This window comes from Anaerolineales bacterium, from assembly GCA_015075725.1.
In the GTDB taxonomy this organism is placed as follows: Bacteria; Chloroflexota; Anaerolineae; order Anaerolineales; family Villigracilaceae; genus Villigracilis.
On record JABTTV010000001.1, the window covers coordinates 2,507,869 to 2,526,971 of the forward strand.

At 54.7% G+C, this 19,103-nt stretch carries 17 protein-coding genes and 1 riboswitch; of the genes, 4 read left to right on the forward strand and 13 right to left on the reverse strand.

The features are described 5' to 3' along the window. Positions 1–19: 19 nt before the first annotated feature. The 4 genes from HS100_12000 to HS100_12015 are packed head-to-tail and all read left to right on the forward strand — an operon-like array spanning position 20 to position 4,803. Positions 20–1,360 carry an MFS transporter gene (locus HS100_12000; protein ID MBE7434630.1) on the forward strand — a complete coding sequence of 447 codons (1,341 nt, stop codon included), beginning with the start codon at positions 20–22 and terminating at the stop codon, positions 1,358–1,360. Next, the gene (locus HS100_12005; protein MBE7434631.1) at positions 1,361–2,332 is read left to right on the forward strand and encodes an ATPase; all 972 of its coding nucleotides are present in this window, start codon (positions 1,361–1,363) and stop codon (positions 2,330–2,332) included. Beyond that, positions 2,329–3,501, forward strand: coding sequence for a hypothetical protein (locus tag HS100_12010; GenBank protein MBE7434632.1), 1,173 nt, complete (start codon positions 2,329–2,331; stop codon positions 3,499–3,501). The genes HS100_12005 and HS100_12010 overlap by 4 nt, the downstream gene beginning before the upstream one ends. Before the next feature lie 21 nt (positions 3,502–3,522). Beyond that, on the forward strand, positions 3,523–4,803 hold the full coding sequence (locus HS100_12015; GenBank protein MBE7434633.1) for a DegT/DnrJ/EryC1/StrS family aminotransferase: 1,281 nt from the start codon (positions 3,523–3,525) through the stop codon (positions 4,801–4,803). A 126-nt stretch (positions 4,804–4,929) separates the two neighbouring features. Here HS100_12015 and moaA read toward each other — a convergent pair whose 3' ends face one another. From moaA to HS100_12080, 13 genes are all read right to left on the reverse strand, one after another. Beyond that, positions 4,930–5,925 carry a GTP 3',8-cyclase MoaA gene (moaA, locus tag HS100_12020; GenBank protein ID MBE7434634.1) on the reverse strand — a complete coding sequence of 332 codons (996 nt, stop codon included), beginning with the start codon at positions 5,923–5,925 and terminating at the stop codon, positions 4,930–4,932. After that, positions 5,922–6,674: a sulfite exporter TauE/SafE family protein gene (locus HS100_12025; protein MBE7434635.1), complete on the reverse strand. Its 753-nt coding sequence runs from the start codon at positions 6,672–6,674 to the stop codon at positions 5,922–5,924. Before HS100_12025 ends, moaA begins: the two co-directional genes overlap by 4 nt. Beyond that, positions 6,671–7,276 (reverse strand): TraR/DksA C4-type zinc finger protein, encoded by a 606-nt coding sequence (locus HS100_12030; protein ID MBE7434636.1) that lies wholly within the window; start codon positions 7,274–7,276, stop codon positions 6,671–6,673. The genes HS100_12025 and HS100_12030 overlap by 4 nt, the downstream gene beginning before the upstream one ends. A gap of 78 nt (positions 7,277–7,354) precedes the next feature. Further along, a riboswitch (molybdenum cofactor riboswitch) is annotated at positions 7,355–7,515 on the reverse strand. A 106-nt stretch (positions 7,516–7,621) separates the two neighbouring features. Next, positions 7,622–7,837: a twin-arginine translocase subunit TatB gene (gene tatB / locus HS100_12035; GenBank protein MBE7434637.1), complete on the reverse strand. Its 216-nt coding sequence runs from the start codon at positions 7,835–7,837 to the stop codon at positions 7,622–7,624. 1 nt (position 7,838) lies between these two features. After that, positions 7,839–8,633, reverse strand: a complete 795-nt coding sequence (tatC, locus tag HS100_12040; GenBank protein ID MBE7434638.1) for a twin-arginine translocase subunit TatC — start codon at positions 8,631–8,633, stop codon at positions 7,839–7,841. An 8-nt stretch (positions 8,634–8,641) separates the two neighbouring features. After that, complete coding sequence (locus HS100_12045) at positions 8,642–8,815, reverse strand: twin-arginine translocase TatA/TatE family subunit (GenBank protein MBE7434639.1); 174 nt, start codon at positions 8,813–8,815, stop codon at positions 8,642–8,644. 13 nt (positions 8,816–8,828) lie between these two features. Beyond that, positions 8,829–10,154 carry a radical SAM protein gene (locus tag HS100_12050; GenBank protein ID MBE7434640.1) on the reverse strand — a complete coding sequence of 442 codons (1,326 nt, stop codon included), beginning with the start codon at positions 10,152–10,154 and terminating at the stop codon, positions 8,829–8,831. Further along, positions 10,151–11,326 (reverse strand): 4Fe-4S dicluster domain-containing protein, encoded by a 1,176-nt coding sequence (locus tag HS100_12055; GenBank protein MBE7434641.1) that lies wholly within the window; start codon positions 11,324–11,326, stop codon positions 10,151–10,153. Before HS100_12055 ends, HS100_12050 begins: the two co-directional genes overlap by 4 nt. Further along, the gene (locus HS100_12060) at positions 11,323–12,021 is read right to left on the reverse strand and encodes a molecular chaperone TorD family protein (protein MBE7434642.1); all 699 of its coding nucleotides are present in this window, start codon (positions 12,019–12,021) and stop codon (positions 11,323–11,325) included. Before HS100_12060 ends, HS100_12055 begins: the two co-directional genes overlap by 4 nt. After that, positions 11,999–14,986: a WD40 repeat domain-containing protein gene (locus HS100_12065; GenBank protein MBE7434643.1), complete on the reverse strand. Its 2,988-nt coding sequence runs from the start codon at positions 14,984–14,986 to the stop codon at positions 11,999–12,001. Before HS100_12065 ends, HS100_12060 begins: the two co-directional genes overlap by 23 nt. Before the next feature lie 62 nt (positions 14,987–15,048). Next, a complete protein-coding gene (locus tag HS100_12070; protein ID MBE7434644.1) occupies positions 15,049–15,945 on the reverse strand; it encodes a dimethyl sulfoxide reductase anchor subunit in 897 nt (298 codons plus the stop codon). Position 15,946: 1 nt separating this feature from the next. Next, positions 15,947–16,567 carry a dimethylsulfoxide reductase subunit B gene (gene dmsB, locus HS100_12075; GenBank protein MBE7434645.1) on the reverse strand — a complete coding sequence of 207 codons (621 nt, stop codon included), beginning with the start codon at positions 16,565–16,567 and terminating at the stop codon, positions 15,947–15,949. 12 nt (positions 16,568–16,579) lie between these two features. Next, the gene (locus HS100_12080) at positions 16,580–19,000 is read right to left on the reverse strand and encodes a molybdopterin-dependent oxidoreductase (GenBank protein MBE7434646.1); all 2,421 of its coding nucleotides are present in this window, start codon (positions 18,998–19,000) and stop codon (positions 16,580–16,582) included. Positions 19,001–19,103 lie beyond the last annotated feature (103 nt).

Here is a 19,103-nt window from a genome sequence, read left to right on the forward strand (position 1 = left end):
TCATATCAAAGGAGCTGTCATGGCACAGGAATTTCAAACCAGCACGAAGACAAGGATCATGTATTCATTGACCAGCCTCGGCGTGGCGACGCTAGCCGAAGCCATCGCTGGCATCATCGCCTTCTACATTGTGGATGTAAAAAACCTGCCCGTCACCTGGTATTCGACTTTCTGGTTTTTCTACACCATCTACAACGCACTGAACAATCCCGCGCTCGGTTACATATCCGACCGCACACGAACGCGCTGGGGACGGCGCATTCCGTACGTACTTTTTGGCGGGTTGCCCTACGCGGTCGCTTTTGCGCTCATCTTCACAGCGCCTTTCGACGGCAGGGATGATCCCGTTGGATTGTTGATCTACTTTGGAATTATGATCGTCGTTTGGGAGGGACTCTATACCGCGATTGCCACGGGTTATTACGGGCTCCTGCCTGAAATGTTCGGCTCGTACCGCGAACGAACGGACGTTGCCGCCAAGATGAACATCTTCCAAACCATCGCGCTTGTGTTGGGCGCGGCTCTGCCTCCGCTGCTTGCGGACATGCTGGGTTGGTCGGGCATGGCGATTCTGCTTTCGGTTATTTCTGTCATTGCCATTTATGTGGGATATCCCTTCCTCTTTGAGCGTGCCGACCTCAAAACCGATACATCCTTCCCGTTCAACGCGGCGCTCAAAGCCACCTTCTACAACCGCAGTTACCTCACCGCCGCAGGCTCGCAGATGATGAGGTTCTTTGCCACAGGTTCATTGCAAACGGGTATTTTGTTTTACCTCAAATACAGCCTCAAAGTGGATGAAAGCAACGCCACAACCATTCTTGGCATTGCGTTTCTCATCGCCATGTTCTCGCTCTACCCGTGGCGCAATTGGGTGGCGAACAAACTCGACTCGCGCCGTACGCTCATGCTCGCCAATGCGGTTATGATCCTGGGTATAGTGCCGATGGGTTTCTCGCCCGACATCAACTTCACTTATGCCGCCGCAGTCGTTCTTGGCATCGGTCTCGGCGGACTTGTGCTCATCGGCGATGTCATCATGACCGAAGTCATTGACGAAGACGAAGTAAAGACGGGTCATCAGCGCGCGGGCATGTACTTCGGCATGAGCGGATTCCTGATCACTCTCAGCGGCTTGCTTGTCTCGTCTGTCTTCGGTCTCGTCATGCCTGCCTTTGGCTACGACACGCTCCTTGACGTTCAACCTGCCTCAGTTGATTTGGGCTTCCGCATATTCCTGACCGTTCCGACCTCCATTGGCTTTCTGCTCGCCATCTTTCTGTTGTGGTTGTATCCGCTGCACGGCAAATATTTGCAGGAAATCAAAGAGACGTTAATAAAGAAAAGAGGCGAAGCCTAAATGCGTTATTTTCTCGGTATAGACGTTGGTTCATCAAAAACCCACGCCCTGATCGCAGATGAGACCGGTCAATGTGTAGGGTTTGGCGCATCCGGTGGAGGGAATCATCAAGGTGTTGGATATGAAGGGCTTGAGCGAGTGTTGAATGTGTCGTTCGAGGGCGCATTGAAAATGTCTGGGTTGGACAGGGCTCAACTTGCGGGAGCAGGTTTCGGCGTGGCAGGATGCGATTTCCCATCCGACCGGGAACCGCACTTGCAGGCGATATCCAAATTGGGTTTGTCGTGCCCGGTGGAGGTCGTCAATGATGGCTGGAACGGTCTGTACGCTGGCGCGACCCGCGGGATAGGCGTCAACGTCACCGCTGGGTCCGGAGTCAATTGCCGCGGGCGTGGCAGAAACGGACAGGAGGGCAGGATCGTCGGCAATGGCGTGGAGTTCGGCGAATTCGGTGGCGCGATGGATATCGTTCTGCATGCTCAGCAGCAAGTAAACTATGCTTGGATCAAACGAATACCGCCCACGCAGCTCACAAACATTTTCCTCGAAGCCACAGGCGCGCGAGATGAAATGGATTTGATGGAAGGGCTTTCCAACAATTATTACCATCCATTTCCGCATCTTGCCGTTGAGATTGCCGATGCGGCAGAGAAGGGCGATCATGCGGCAGTCGAAGTCATGCGGCGATCGGGTGAAGAATTGGGTTGGCTGGCGGTGTCGGTGGCGCGGCAGATCGAAATGGAAAATGAGGTGGTCGAGATCGTTCAATCGGGCAGCGTGTTCAATGCCGGCGATATTCTCATCCAGCCCATGCAGGGCGTCATCCTGAATCACGTTCCCAAGGCAAGGTTGATTCGCCTCGACTGTCCACCAGTGGTGGGCGCGGTCGTTCTTAGCATGGAGCATGCTGACTTCGATGGGTATTCTGTTCGTGGCAGGATCGTCCGAACTGCAAAGGAACTGGTCATATGAAGATCGGCTACGCACACACGGTCATCACGCCTTCGCTGGATAAACCCGTTTATCTCGCGGGCTTCGGCAACGGCCGCCGCGCAGAAACCATCCACGATGATCTTTACGTCCGCGCGCTTGCTCTTCAAGCCGGGCAAACCACATTGGTATTGGTGGCGCTCGACCTGATCGGTTTCTTCCGCCCTGACGTGTACGAAGTGATCGGGAAAGTGAATCGCCCGGATGCGCAGATCGTCATCGCATCCACTCACACCCATCACGGACCCGACACGATGGGGCTATGGGGGCGCGACCAAAAGACCCGCGGTGTGGATGCGGATTACATGCGCGATACCAAACAAAAGATCGTGGATGTAACTCACGCCTCTCTTTCCGCGCTCAAACCTGCTTCTGCTAAATGGGCTTCTGTCCACGTCCCAGGCTTGGTCAAGAACGCGCGCAACCCTGAGATACTTGACAATGAACTAACACTGCTCCAATTTCTGGGTACTGATTACCGTTCACTGGTCACTCTTTTCAACTTCCCCTGCCACCCCGAAGTGTTATCGGAGCACAATCCACACATCACGTCTGATTATGTTCATTGTCTTCGCGAGGAGGTCGAAAAGCAGACCGGCGCTCCGTGCATTTTCTTATCTGGCGCATTGGGCGGCATGATGACCCCTGATGTTAAAGACCACTCGTTTGAAGAAGCCGAGATTATGGGGAGGAGGCTGGCAAGGGAGGGGTTGAAGGCGTTGAGTGCAGTGAGAGGCAGCGACCAATCGCCAGTGATCAGTATGGCAAAAAAGGAAATTAAAGCTAAACTCACCAACATCCTATACAAACTCGCCTTTGGACGAAAACTCCTGCCGGATGTGCGTGATAAAGAAGGTTACATCACCACAGAGGTCAATCTCATCAAGATCGGCGGGTTGTGGTTGGCAACGGTACCGGGGGAGTTACTGCCCAAGTTGGGTTTACAACTCAAGGCGTGGATGAAAGAGGCGGGTGCACAGGTGACAGGCGTGATTGGGCTGGCGAACGATGAGTTGGGCTACATCCTGCCTGTCGAAGATTTCAAATATCCGTGGAACCCGTTCAAGCCAGGGAAACACTACGAAGAAACGAATTCCATTGGGAAGGATATCGCGCCGAAGGTGATGGATGGTATTAGAAATCTGTTGTAAATCAAATCGAAGGAGTATCAAATGTCTGAATTAGCGATTTTAGGTGGAAGCAAAACCCGCACAGAGTCTTATCCAGAATGGCCTGTGTGGGATCAACGCGATATCGAAGCAGTGATCGAAGTCGTTAAATCGGGGCGTTGGGGTGGGTATCCGTACCCTGGTCCGAAGACATCGGAGTTGGCGAAAAAGTTTGCTGAATTGCAGGGCGGCGGCTATGCTGTGCCGATGACGAATGGGACGATCACAATGGAAGTGGCGTTGCGTGCCGCAGGAATTGGCTGGGGCGATGAAGTCATTGTGCCTGCTTATACGTTTCAGGCGACCGCCTCCGCACCGATGGGAGCGGGTGCGATTCCGGTCCTTGTGGATGTGGACCCGAAAACATATTGTCTCGACCCGAAAGCGGCGGAGAAAGCCATCACGCCGAAAACGAAGGCGATCATCCCTGTGCATCTCGGCTCGAACATGGCAGACATGGACGCGATCATGGCGCTGGCTGAGAAACACAACTTGATCGTGATTGAAGATTGCGCACACGCCCACGGTGCAAAATGGAACGGTCAGGGTGCAGGGACAATCGGCCACTTCGGCTCGTTCTCGCTGCAATCGTCGAAGACGCTCACCTCGGGCGAAGGCGGAATCTTGCTTTGCAAATCTGCCGAACATGCCGCGCTTGCCGCGTCGATCATTGACTGCGGACGTAAACATGCCCTGGGCGGCGGGGGAGAAGATGCGCATGGTCTGGCTATTCAAGGCGGAAACTTCCGCTTGAGTGAAATGCAGGCCGCGCTGGCGTTGGTTGGCATTGAACGTTTTCCCCAGCAGGCAAAGCAGCGCGAAGAGATGGCGGCATACATGGACGAAGCCTTGAGCGAGCTTCCCGGTGTGCGCGTGTTGAAACGTGACCCGCGTCATACCACCCGCTCGTTCTACCGCTACATTTTTGCGATTGATCCAAAAGAATTTGGCGTGGAGCACGATATTCTATGCGCCGCGCTGGATGCAGAGGGAATCGATTGCTGGGTGGGCTATGAAGCCATGCACAACTATGAATTGTTCCAGCCGCAGAAATCGAAACTGGCGGTACCGAATGCCTTTCCACAATATTTTGATTTCAAAAAAATGAACCTGCCCGAAGCCACCCGCGCTTGTGAGCATGAAGCGGTATGGCTGGATGAAGCGGTTTTCCGCGCAGGATCGAAAGGCGTGGATGATGCCGTGGAGGCGATCAAGAAGATACAAAGGAATGCCGCAGACTTGAATGCGGCGGCGGAGGCGTTGAGGAAGAAGTACGGGAAGTAAAGAATTGTTGTTACAAGAATTAACGCCCTGTCTATTTTGACAGGGCGTTGAACTAATCAACGATTATGCTGTTACAGCAGTCCTAAATTAATACCCATATCATTTACTTTGTATGATTTATTTATATCACCCGCCGATCTGACTCATGCCGCGTTGTGAACCGGCGGGCACAGTTGTGAGCATCTTGTGATGCTGTGGTTTATTGAGAATGGCTTGGCGATAATGATCGTCCAGGGGTTGCCCTGAGCGTACAGCCTCGCGTAACGAGATTTCATTGGAGTTATCGAGGCACGGTCGTAATTTCCCGTCCGCTGTAAGGCGAAGGCGGTTGCAGGTATCACAAAAATGTTCGCCAAGCGGTGAAATAAATCCCACCGTGCCCAAAGCACCCGGAATACGAAACGTCCTTGCCGGACCGTTACCGATGACGGCTTGTACCGGTTGTATGTCGAACGCTGAAAGCTGCGCGCGCATCTCTTGTACAGAAACATATCGCTCGGAGGGGGTTGGAAAACCATCTCCCCAATCTTGTATATTCCCGACCGGCATCAGCTCGATAAAACGTACGTGCCAGTCATGTACAATGGTCAACCTGGCGAGGGCGGGCAATTCGTCGTCGTTGAGTCCGCGCACGATCACGGTATTCAACTTGATGGGCGTGAGATGCGCCCGTTCGGCGGCGGCAATCCCCTCCCACACCTGGTCAATGTCTCCGCCGCGGGTGATGCGTGTGAACTTCTTGCGGTCGAGCGTATCCAGACTGATATTGACACGGCTCAAGCGCGCATCGGCGAGCGGCTGCGCCAGCCGTCCGAGCAGCATTGCATTGGTTGTTAGGCTTACTTCTTCGATATTTGGGATGGAGGCGATGCGGCGCACGATCTCAACGATGAGTGGATGCATCAACGGTTCGCCGCCTGTCAATCTCACGCGTCTCACTCCCCACCTTGAAGCTGTTTCGACGACCCGCAGAATTTCATCCGCTGAAAGTTGTTCCTCCCTCGGCTGCCATTGCAAACCGTCCTTCGGCATGCAATAAACGCATCGGAGATTGCAGCGATCTGTGAGAGAGATACGCAGGTATGTGATCGAACGCCCGAATGGATCGATGAAGTCTTTCATGCGAATAGGGTGGTTAACCAATAGGTGCCGACTGCAATCGACAGGATGGTGCCCAATGCGCGGCGGACACCTGAGATCGAGAACCGGATCGCGCCCAACCGACTGCCGATCAACGCGCCAGCCAGACCGAAGATCAGAAGCGAAACGCCGAACTCGCCAAAATCCAGGGTTCCGGTTGCGACGCGGCCGAACAACCCGCTCAACGAATTGACGGCGATGAATCCTCCCGCAGATGCGGCAGCTTCCTTGGCATTCCCCCATTGCATGAGAATGATAAGCGGTGAGAGAAAGATACCGCCGCCGATGCCTATCATTCCCGAGAGCAGGCCAATGGCGGCTCCACTGATCAATGCGAGCCATAACGGGACCGGACGATGTTTCCAATCCGGTGCTTCGCTGATCACGGGGGCTAGAACCATGCGCAATGCAAGATAAGTCAACATCACATACAATAAAGTTGTATATGTCCTATCGGTGAGCTTTATTGTGGCGCCCAGAAATGCCGCCGGGATCGAAGCCACAAGGAACGGAAGCAGCAACCGCAGGCGAAAATGACCGGCGCGCATGTAATTCACAAATGATATGGACGAAACAAAGATGTTCAATACCAGGGCTGTGCTCGCCATGACCGCCACCGGAATGCCAAAAAAGCTCATGGCAACCAGGTACCCCGACGCGCCGCCAAAACCCGCGCTGGAATACAATAAGGCGATCGCGAAAACAAGAAACGAGATCAGAATGTCTGTCACGGCTGTGAGTTCTCGAGGATGGGAATTGAGACCGGGATCCGATAATAGGAATATCCGGCGCAGGGGCGACAGAGGATAATCCCTTCGTGGATGATCTCGCGTTCGTTCATGATCTCTTCGCCGCACGCCTCACACCGGACCCGGATGCCGGGCCTCGACACGATGGACTCGATTGTCGCTTTGAGCTGGACTTCCGTCACGGTAAGCATTTCGTCGTCTGGCATGATCTGGTAGGTTTGCATTTGAGCGAAGTAATGACGGGATTCATCCACGGCATATTTGCGGGCTTTCTCGCGGATGTCCAATGCGGGGGCTACACGGAAGGCGCGATGCGTTTCTGTATCGATGAATGTTGCGGCGGCTTTGCCATAGTCTTCGATCCGCAGGGTGCGATGGCCGACGGTGCAATCTGTTGCAGCCGAAAGCCCGTCGACAAAGCAACCGTCGGTTTCGGCGATGGTCAGAATCCGTTTCGAGCGCAGGTTCGGACCGAGTTGCAATGAGCCGAGTCCCCTGAGTCCGATGCGAACGCCGAGGATCTGGCGCGGACAGAGATGGGAATGAAGTTTCGAAGATTTTTCAAGCAGGAGTTGAATATCCATGGTCTTCCTCGTACCTGTTTGTTATGGAATGTCATGCGGGCTGGTAAAAAAACACCGTCTCGCGAAAGGAGACGGCACGGCTTTATCACGCGTTCTCCTTTCCAAGTCAACCCCATTTGCATTAATGGGATTTCGGGGAGGCTGTTCCGTTTCCGGTTCAACCTTTGCACCTCGGGGGCGCCTGCCCGTTCCGTCATGACATTCGTTTTAGACCGAACAGATCGGAGCGTTGTTAATGGAATGAATTTCACCAATTCATTCTTTAGTATCATAGTGGATTTCCCCTCTTCCTGCATCATCAATCCGGGGTATTTTCGCCGTCACTCCAACGGGTGATGACGAAAATCATTTTGTCAGGTCTTTGGTGGTCTTCTGAATCTCGTCGAGCACATCCAGTTCGGCTTTCAGCTCGCTGGAAAGCGACGAGAAGTAGGACCTCAAATTGCGGACGAATTTGCCGATCTCGCGCGCCGAACGCGCCAGCCGTTCCGGTCCGAGGACGATGGCTGCCAGCAGGATGATGACGATCAGTTCATTGCCGCCAATTCCGAAAATATCCATATCAACCTCTGCCGACGATGGCGGCTAAAAGGATGCTAATCAGGTAAAGTCCCATCAATGGAGCCATCACCAGCCCCATGTTGACCGGATCCACCGTGGGCGTGACCGCCGCGGCGATGAAAGCCATGCCTACGATGGCATAGCGCCAGCCGCTTGCGAGTTGTTTTGCGGTGACGAATTTCATCTTTGCCAGGAACATGACGATCAAGGGCATTTCGAAGCAAACGCCGATCCAGAACATCAGCCGGGTGATGAATTCGAAATAATTCTCAGGCCGCACCTGGGTGGTGATGCCCATAAAGCCGGTCAGGAAGGGAATGGCAGCCGGGAGCATAATGAACCAGGTGAACGCGACTCCGCCTGCAAAGAGCAGGGTGGCAAGTGGGACCATGATAAGCAGCCAGAGGCGTTCCCGACCCTTCAAGCCGGGCAGGATGAACGCCATCACCTGGTAGACGATGAAAGGCATTGCAAGCACAAAGCCGCCCAGGAGCGAGACCTTCATGAAGATCGCGATATTTTCGGTCAACTCGATGGAGACGAGATTCGATATGCCGCCGATGGGCGCCGCGAGATAAGAGATGATCTGCCCGGAAAAAGCGAAGCTGATGCCGGTGGCGACGATTAACGCAAGGAACGCCTTGAAGATGCGGGAGCGCAATTCGTTGAGATGGGCAAGGAGAGGCGCCGAGCTCTCCATCTGGACACTGGCTTTTTTGTGGGCGCGTCCGAGCGCGCGAAAAACGCCGCGCCAGTTGCGTTTTTCCTTTTTCAGTGTGTTTACCTGTGCGTTCACGTGCGGCATTATCCGTTCTTATCGCCGGTTTCCGCCTGTTCCTCGTCGCCTTTCAAGCCCTTGCGGAAACTGGTGACGCCCTTGCCGATCTCACCGGCAATTTTACTAATACGCCCCACTCCGAAAAGCAGGAGGAGGATGACCAGTAGGATGATCAATTCGGGGGTGCCTAAATGAAACATCTTCTTTTCTCCTTTATATATCCTTCGATAGCCGAAATGCCTGCGGTGTGGTGACATCCACCTTGAGTTCCCGCAGGACCTGTTCATTATCGCGGGTTTCGATTACGTGACTGGCAATGCCCACGTCCACGTTCAACTTCTTCAAGCTGGTGATCTTATCGACGTGGAACTCCAGGCTGTTTTGGTCTTCATTGAATAAGTATTCACGGTAACCCGATTTGTCGAATACCCGACGAACGGACGGAATGTCTGCACCGAAGACCTTGGCGGTCTTGAGGAAGTAATCGCGCTGTGAAAAATGGATGCGCGAGGGCAGGCGTTTTCCGCTATTTTGTTTGTAGAGCTGACCCGTGTGCTTGTTCTCCAGCGAACAATAATGCACGCCGAGCTTCAACCCTTTTTCGATCGCAAAGTCGAGCAGTTCGAGGCAGACCAGTTCGCTTCCAGCAATGGGGAGCCCGCCCGCGTACCAATAATCGTAGAGCACTTTGAAAGGCCTGGCTTTGACCTTGTATCCCTTTTCGCGGTAGGCTTCCACGTTATTGAGAGGGAAACAGAATTCCAACAAGTTGATGCCGAAGATCCCCAGTTCTTCGAGCTGCAAGAGAACATCCTTCATTTCTTCCAGCGTATCCGGCAGGACGGGCATTTCGACCATCACATTCGGGATGTACTCGCGCGAAAGGGCGATGCGGTCGTAGGTATGAGTGTGACCTTTGGCGAGATCGTGCATGCGAATGCTGAAACGAATCTCAGTCAACCCGGATTGCTGCAGGGATTCGAGAACGGCGCGGTCGATGTGATCTCCGCTCGTGTAGAGGCGGGTATGCGAATTCGGGTAAAGTCTGCGGGCTTGTTCGAAGAAACTGTACGCCTCTTCCTTGTGCAGGAGGGGCTCGCCGCCCGTCAACGCGATATGACCAAGCGCAGATTTGCCCGCCCGAGTCTCCTCAAGTTCCTTCACCACATCGCGGGTGTGCTCGCGGAAGTATTCGTAATCTTCCTGGTTGGGGTTGAAGCAGTAAAAACAATCGCGGTGGCACTTCAAAGAGACGAAGAAAGTCGCGCTGCCTGTGCCGGTCTGGCAGGCGACGCAGGAAGGCGAGATGCGGTTGGTGTAGATGCTTTTATCGTTGTTGCGGATGGTCGCACCTTTTTTTCTGAGGGTCTCGAATTTTTGAGCGACCGGTTCCGACGTGTCTTCAACGTCCACTTCCAGACCCATCGCACGCACCTGGTCCATGAAATCCTGATAGATCTGTACGTAGATGTTTGCATAATCGCGTAGTGCGGGGTTTTGGATCCGAGGAAGGGTAGCCTGGGTCACATCGATGATCATTGGCGCAATCCCTTTACGATTTTCTTCGGCATCAAAGACCCAAACGGATGCGTGCGTCGATATTCGCACAGCGGGCATAACTTCACGCCCTCCCGCGCTGCCATCCATGACTTGCATCGCTCACACTGGACCAGGGACCCGGATGCAACGACCCGTGACTCTTCTTCACCGAAGACTTGTTGAAAAGCGGGCTCATGATCGAGCGTGATCGCGCCCGGCTGGCAGACGTGATCGCAAAGATCGCACCCGATGCAATTCTTCGGCGAGAAAGTGAGGGAGAATGTCGCATTTTCATTGTTCTTTTCGAACCTTAATGCGCCGGTGGGGCAGGCACGCCCGCATGCGCCGCATGCAGTACATGCTTCTGAGATTGTGAGAGTGGCGAAGCCGAATCCAGTGAGGTTGACGGTTGATGAACTTTCGATTCGATTTGATAATGCGGAGTTCATCCGCAATCGATCACGACCTGGCTGGCGTCCCGAAGCGACAACTCCCTTTTCCATGGCGCGCGCGAGGGCGATCTGCCCTTGCTTCGCCATCATGCGGAAGAGGTCGCGGCGGGAGAGCGGCGGGTTCTTTGCATTCCAAAGAATGCGTTCCATCGGCGACTGAACCTCATCCACGCATTCGACTGAAGAATTGCCCTGCCATGCGGAGGTGAAGCGGGCGGCACGCCCGGCTTGGGAGTGAAACTCAGAGTGAAGCGAGTGCCACTTACAATCCACACAGGTTTCGGCGCGTAGGGTGAGGCGTTTGATCCCAAAGTTCGAAAGGGTCAGCAATGCGCCGGTCCCCAAACCCGCAAGGCATCCGTGAATTTGAATCCCAATGGCCTCGGGATTGGTTCCAGTTTCAGGGTGCGGATGGAGTCCGCAAAGCAATTCGACAGGTTGATCTTCGACATGCGCAGCGCAGGTCAACAGGTCTGCCACATCATCGTCTGCGTGGAAGCCGCCCACGGGGCAGACGGGCAGGCATGCCATGCAGGATTCGCAAATTTTAGAATTGAGTGTGGGGGGTTTGCCGGTTGTGATCGCCTGAACGGGACATATGTCGAAACACGCCGCGCAATCCGAATGCCGATCCTGCGTGTGCAGGCAGCGTCTCGATTCGAGGGTGATCTCCGAGCGGTCGATTGCAGCGAACCGTTCGGCGGCGTTCATCAGACTCACAATGAAACTTCCTTTGGCATTTTGATCTGCAATGCTTCGGCGGCGGCGAACAATGCGCCGTGGGTGAGGTGGGCAATGCCACGGTAAAAATCGGTGGCGGCGTGTTTCTTGACAAGTTTCGCCCAGGCGGGTCCCCAGCATAAAAGGTGATTGAAAAGAAAATCGCGTTGGGCTTGCAGGAGTTCGTTCAATTCCATTTCATCACCCTGTTCAGCCGCCTGGAATGCAAGCGAGGCAAGGTGGGCGACGAAAGAAAGTTCCAGCCCGATATGATCGTCCGGCTCGTTGTTGATCCGCTCTGCCTGTAAGCCGAAGCGGGCATACCACTCGCGGATCTTCAGGGTCTGTTCCTGAAAAAGCAATCTTTTTTCACTGGTGTAAACAGACTCCCACATTGGCGCGGGAACCTTGTTCAGCCCGATGAATAGATTCAAGTGATCGTCTTTTACCGCTTTGAATTGGGCGGGGTCCAACCCCTCTTTGTTTTCTTTTGTCCAGCGTAGCAGCAGTTCGACGCCGTGCATCGTTTCGTTTTGTTCCGCCGCAAAGGGGACTTCGATGAACACATCATCGCGGATGAGCGACTCGAGCCAGGCTTTATCCGGCTCGGTGTAAATGATCTTCCCCAGCAGCCCGAATAGCAGTGATTCTCCAAAGAGGGTGGTTTTCAACTCATTCATCGCGATTGCCTGCATGGGGTTTCTCCTTGACGGGTGACCGTCTTCTATTTAAGAATAAACTGCGAATGACAATTATGAACAGGGTCGCAAGTGAGAGAACATAGGTGATGAATGTAATCACTTGCAGAGCGCCAATTCCCGCTTTTGTGATCCAGGCGCGGACCTTGGCCGTGAGGGTCGGCTCGATGATTTCAGCAACAGGCGGGTTTGCAAGCGCAGGATGAAGCGCATGGATGACTGAAGCCTCCACTGAGATGGGATTTGCGTCACCTGTGAGAGCGATCATCTCCCCGGCTCTTACTTGGACCTGAGCCTGATCGGCAAAACCTGTGACCTTTGCTTCCCCTTCGCTGATATACAACCAACCCCTCCCTGCAACGGGAACCTCCAATGCAAAACTGCCACCAGTAATCTCGATATCCACATTAGGTAGATGAATATTCAACATGTCGATGGATGTCTTGCTTTTCCCCCACAACCATCCGTTATCCATATCGATTTTGAGTTCTGCAAACGTGGCATTCGTCTCGGGCGGCAGGATGATCCAGCCGTCGTTCCAATCAATGAACTGTGTCTCGGGGCGGGGTTTGAGTTGAAAATCCAGCAACGAAGGGTCGTCGGAGATGCTTTTAGGTATGGCGTAATACCCTGGGGCAAAGGCAGTGACGTAACCGGCTCCAGATGGGAGGTTTGAAATCAGAAATTCGCCGGAAGACGGGTCCGCGGCTTGAATGAATTCCGCTTCGCCCACATCCACCCACGCGAACGGCAGGAAATCGTTCTGTTCAGTTGTAATCGTGCCTGATAAAGGTTTGGATTCGGTTGGTGAGAACTCGACATTTGCTTTTGGATTCTCAAATAGATCGACGTATTCAGAAGGCGAAGATAGGTTATGATCCGCTAGAGCGAAGACGTCTGCGGTCAGCAGGTATTGCCCAACCGGAACATCGCCGAATGTAAATTTGCCCTGTGTCGATGAAACCTGGTACAGCGGACCCGCGGGTAGTTGCAATGCCCAAAGCTTCATTACATCGGTCGATTCGATCCCGCCTTCGATCCGTCCTTTGACGGCATGGGCGGTTAAAGTGACGGCGGGCGCTTGTCCCGTATACGGGTCGAGGGTCACACGGGTTGGTTCTGAGCCGACGTATAAAACTCCATTCAGAATCTGCGGCGGGAGGGTCAGGTCATAGACTGTAGGCGCTTGCGAGAGTTGTTCCAGCTCCAGGATCGCAATCCCATCCGTGCTCGATACGCCGCTGCTGAATCGATCACGCCATTCGTAAAGGATGGTCGAGGCTTCGACCGTCAGTCCAGCCAGAGGTTCGTTCGTTGTATCGTCCAGCACCTGCACAGGAATTTCCACATGTTGGCTGGCATCCACGCGCGCCCAGCGCGAATCTGTGGCGGTTTGTCCGCCTGGCGATGTGGCGGTGACAACGAAATTCACCGTTCCGATGGGTATGCCCGCCTGCGCAAGAGAATCATCGTGGCATTGCGTGCATTGTCGGGTGGCAGGTTTGGATGAATACGCCGGGGGAGCGTCGATATTAATGGCGACGTTGAATGTAAAATCGCCGTTCGCCGTTGGGCTGGTTTCGAGGGATTGAGTGACTTCACCGTTCGAAATAATATCGAGCCGGACTTTGACATTTGTGATTCCTGCCGGGTCTTTGGAATACACCCTGCCGCTGATGATCTCTGGCGCCAGCGAGTAGCCTATCACGTAGAATGTTTCTCCGTTACCGGGCGAGGCAAGCACGATGGCTATGTCGTCGTTATTGATGGGCACGCCTGAGACATCATATACCGCGTTGTATGTGATCGGCGTGCTTTTCACAAGCGAAGACCGCGGAAAAGCCGTACACCATGAGAGCCCGATCCCGCCTGCATGACAGGCTTCGCAACTCAAGTCGATAACGCGAGCCGGTTCGTTCTGTCCGCGCCGGTGATGGCATTGGCGGCAATCCGATTGTACGTCGGGGACGGGTGAATCGGGGAAAACTGTCAGGTCGTTCAAATCCCACAAGCGTACGGTATTGTCCCCTCCACCTGAAGCGAGGGTCTTTCCATCCGGTGAAAATGCAACTGCGTAAACAAAATCTTTATGCCCTTGTAGGACTTTCAATTCGCTCCCTTCGCGGAGGTTCCACAACCGCACTGTCTGGTCAACCGAACCAGTTGCGATGGTCTCACCGTCTGGCGAGAATGCGATGCCGAGAATGCTGGACTTGTGCCCCTCCAACACACGAGACAGACTCCCGTTCGAGACCTTCCACAAGTGGATGGTCCTGTCGAAGCCACAAGAGGCGAGGATTCCTCCGTCAGGTGAGAAGGCGAGGCAACGGGGCCAGTCTGTATGCCCGGTGAGCGTGTAGAGCAATTCGCCGTTCGAGACCTTCCACACGCGGATGCTGTTATCTGAAAGCCCGCCTGCAACCAGAGAACCATCGGGGGAGAGCGCCGTTATACGGATACCCGTTGCTTCGTTGATGGCGAGCGTCAATTCGCCGGTGTTGACATTCCAAATGCGGATCGTGTCGTCGTCGGAGGCGGCAGATAGCAGGGAGCCATCGCGCGAGAGGGAGAGGCTCCGTACCCAGCCGGTTGGCTCTGTAAACGAGTCTGAATTTCGAAGCGTTGAAATGTCCCAGAACTTTATTGTGTTATCGAATAGCCCTGCCGCAAGCAGGTTCGTTTGGGGCAGGAAGAGCAGGCTGCGCGCCCAAACGCCGGTTTGAATAAATTCCGGCTGTGAAAATTGCGCTGTATCGAAGAGATAGATTCCGGAAGTCCCCCCAACTGCAAGATGTTTCCCGTCGGATGAAAATGCGAGGGTGTGGGCTCGTTCGTATCCGCTGGGAGAAAGCTCCAGAACTCGAACCAGGTTCCCGGTCTGCGCGGAGGCGGGGGTGAAAGCCGTCAGAAGGATGGCGGAGAACAATAAGATAAGAAGCAGCGGGTTGTTTTTTGATTTCATGTATTGAATAAATTGGGGGTGAGCTTTCGCCCACCCCCAAAAAGAGGCGTTCCTATGCCGGTTCAGAGACCGATGCGATAGTGCGTGGCATAGAAGATGAAACGTCCCATCGCTTCGCCGATCAGCGCAAGAGCGAAGGCGCTGTAGGCGAGGGTCGCCAGGGTTTGCTCCTTATCAGCGACGGCTGCGTTGCGGTAGAGGTACGCCGCCAGCACACCGGCGCCAACAAATAGAGTCAACAGGCGCAGGAAGAACACGAAACCATAGGGGCCGATCATCATGTTCAGGGATTGCAGTGCCGCGCCACCTTGTGTGGCAAGATATGCAAGATAGAGCGGAAGGACGACAAACTCGATGCCCAGCAGCACGATGGCGCTGATGGCGAGTCCCTGAAGGACGTTGTTGACGACAGGCGTTTCCGTTTTCTTGAGCCCGGCATGTCCCATGACGAGCGCGGCGGCCATTCCGAGCGAACCGATCAGCAAACTGCCAACGATGAAGGTTACGGGCGTGGCAAGCGTGTTCCATGCTGGCTGGGTAACGATCATATAAACCATGCTCATGGCGTAGATGTAGGCGAAGGCGAGCAGGGCGGTAATCCAGCCGATGGCGGTGCGCAGGCTTTCACTGCCAGCCTTGCGCCATTGCATGTAGGTGTATAGCGCGGCAAAGATCACGAATGCCACGGCAATGACCACTTCACGGCTTAGCCAGGAATAACCGATGTTTGGCACTGCGCGGGCGATGTTCAACGGACTGCCGAGATGGAAGAGCGAGGCAAGCAAAGCCAGCGCCATGAGCGGAACGACGAGAAAGAGCGGCCGATTTGTCAGGCGGTCTGCGAGTTCGCCTCCCGCTTTCGCAAGATAAGCGCGCACGATCATCAACACGATCATCAAACCGGCAGCGGTCTGTCCGAGAATTGTGAAGGCTAGCAAAGCCCATTCGCGAGTATCCATTTTAGAGCTCCTCCAGATTCATCAGGCGCCCATCGCCGGAGCGGGACGACTTGGTGACCTTGTTCGGTTTGTAGACCACGGCGGGCTCGGTAATGGCTGGGTCGGGCAGGGGTGCCGGGTCTGCAAACGTGCCGTATTTTTCCCTGATCTCGTCCAATGGACCAAAGTCCATGGCGCGGTAGGGGCAGGATTCCACGCAGGCAGGGCGTTCGCCCTTGTCCACGAGGTCTTGGCACATGTCGCACTTGGTCATCACGTTCAGTTCTTCGTTGAATTGCGGGGCGCCGTAGGGGCAGGCCCATGAGCAGTAGCGGCAGCCGATGCACATATCGGCGTTGATGAGGACGATGCCGTCATCCCGTTTCGAGATTGCGCTCGTCGGGCAGACGTCCATGCAGATCGGCTTTTTGCAGTGCATGCATGCCGAAGACACGGAATAGGTGTATACGCTGCTGGGGATCATTTGTCCGTTCTGATCGACCCACTCGCCGCCTTCATATTGGAACACCTTGCGCCAGCGGACTCCCACGGGCAGGTTGCTCCTGTCTTTACAGGCGATCTGGCAGGCTTTGCAGCCGGAACACTTGTTTATATCGACGTAAAAAGCAAGTTGTTTAGCCATGGTTCATTCTCCTTATAACTTCTCGACCTGAACCAGGTTGGTGTGCGCCGTGAAACCCTTTGCCATCGGGGTCGGGCGGTAGTTCGTGAGCGTGTTGCCACACCCGCGTGTATCCACACCATCGGCGTTCGGCGTGTAATGAGCGCCTTGAGGAATATTGGTCGTACCCGGCCGGATGCGGTTTGTCACGTAGGCGGGGATGTGAACGACGCCGCGGTCGTTGTAGACCTTGACCATGTCGCCGTTCTTGACGCCGCGTGCCTCCGCATCGAGCGTGTTGATCCAGATGCATTGCGGATGTGCCTCGCGCAGGACGTCCACATTTTCGAAGGTCGAATGTGAACGCGCAACCCAGTGAGTCGTCATCAACATCAGCGGGTACTTTTCACGCAAAGGATCGCTGACACCCTCCCATTCGGGGATGTAGGACGGGATGGGCGGGATTTCCTCGTTCTTCAGGTTTGCCAGAACAGGGGAGTAGATTTCGATCTTGCCTGTTGCAGTGCCGAGGGGATTTGCCACTGGATCTGCCCGGAATGCTTCAAAGCCAACGAATGGTTTGCCGCCTTTGGTTTTATAGATCCCTTTTTCCTTGAACTCTTCCAACGATGGGAAATCAGGCAGGCTGCTTTGCGCGCCGGCTACCATGTCCCTCATCCAATCATCACGGGTCAGGTGCCCATCACGGAAATCCTCCCCAAATCCCAGCCGGTCCGCAAGTTGTTCTGCAATCCAGACATCGTCTTTGGCTTCGAACATCGGCTCGATTACCTTGTGGTTGTACATCGCCCAGGCATGATTGCCCTTGATGCCGTGGCCTTCGCCGGTGATGATGTTATCCACTTCGAAACCGGTGGTGCCGGGCAGGATGATATCCGAGTACATGGTACTTGGTGTCATGCCTACTTCCACCGTGACGATCATTTCCAGTTTGGAGTCGTCCTCGAGCACCTTGCGGGTGTAGTTAACGTCTGCATGCTGATTGATGATGCAGTTGCCACCGTGATTCCACATGAACTTCATGTTGGATTTCAGGCGCAGATTTTTATTTTCCTGCGCGGTTGTCGTGTCACCGGCGGTCGCGCTCCAACCAGTGCTGGCTCCGCGGATGTAGTCCTTCTCAACGGTCATTTCCGTGCCGCGCGTGACGAAATCGGGCCACATAAAGCACGGGATGGAGACCTGAACCGGGTTCGGGGGAACCGGAATCCCGCCCATCGGGCAGTATCCGCCGCCGGGGAGTTGTCCCGTATTGCCGCCGGGGATGCCGAAGTTGCCGGTCATTGCGGCGAGGATCGGAACAGCGCGGACGAATTGTTCGCCGTAGGCGCGCCTTTGCGGACCCCAGCACTGGATGATCGCGCAAGGTTTGATGGACGCGATTTCCCGCGCCAGATTCGCGATGCGTTCAGCAGGTATGCCGGTAATGGCAGCTGCCCATTCGGGGGTCTTTTCAACCTTGTCGTAGCCTTTGCCCATGATGTAAGCCATATAGGACGAGTTGCGCGGCGCGCCTTCAGGCAGGGTGTTTTCATCGAAACCGGCAGTGTGGGTGGCCATGAATTCCTTGTCGTACAGGTTTTCCTTGACCATTACATACGCCATCGCGGCGATGAGAGCCACATCGGTTCCAGGGTTGATCGGGATCCATTCCGCCTGTGTCGCAGCGACTGTTTCCGTCATGATCGGGTCTACGACAATGAATTTAGTACCCTGTTCGGCTGCTTTCATATACCAGTACCCGCCGTTATCACCGCCAGCGCGGGTAACAAGCGAGTTGTCACCAAGTAGTAGTACCAGTTTTGAGTTGACGATGTCGTCGGCTGAATTTCCAACGTAACCCCCTGTGATATAAGGCATGGCAACACCGTAAGCGGCTTCGCTGTAGGTTCCATAGTAGCCGACGTAACCGCCGAACATGCTTAACATTCGCTGGATGATGGAAGATCCATCGGGACCATTCCAGGTGACACCCCACGCATAATTGAAGTAGAAGGCCTCATTACCGTAGGTATCCTTGATGCGTTTCATTTCGCTGGCAATGGTATCCAGGGCTTCTTCCCAACTGATGCGTTCGAATTTGCCTTCACCTCGTTTGCCGACTCTCTTCAGGGGGTATTTGAGTCGATCAGGGGCGTACACGCGCCTGATCTGCGCGCGCCCGCGCAAGCAGGGGATGGCGCGTGGAGATTCGGGTGTCTCTTCCTCGACCGGCGTGGGGTCCGGGACGATGCGTAGGAGTGTGCCATCCTTGACCTTGGTGGCCAGAATACAACGGCCGCCGCAGTTGTGATAGCACCCTACTGTCAGGGTTTGTTCCTCGCCCGCCGCCGCGGCGCCCTCAATGGCTTTGAGGCCGTAATCGACACCACCCGCAAGCGCGGCTGTCCCGCCGATGGCGGCGCTCCATTTAAGGAAACTGCGCCGGGTCATCACAGTGTCGTTCAGGGCTTTGGTGAGGAAATTATTTTGTGTCATTGCTTTCCTCCGTTACAGATTGAAAGGTCGATATGGGTTGGAAATGGGACACGCCCGA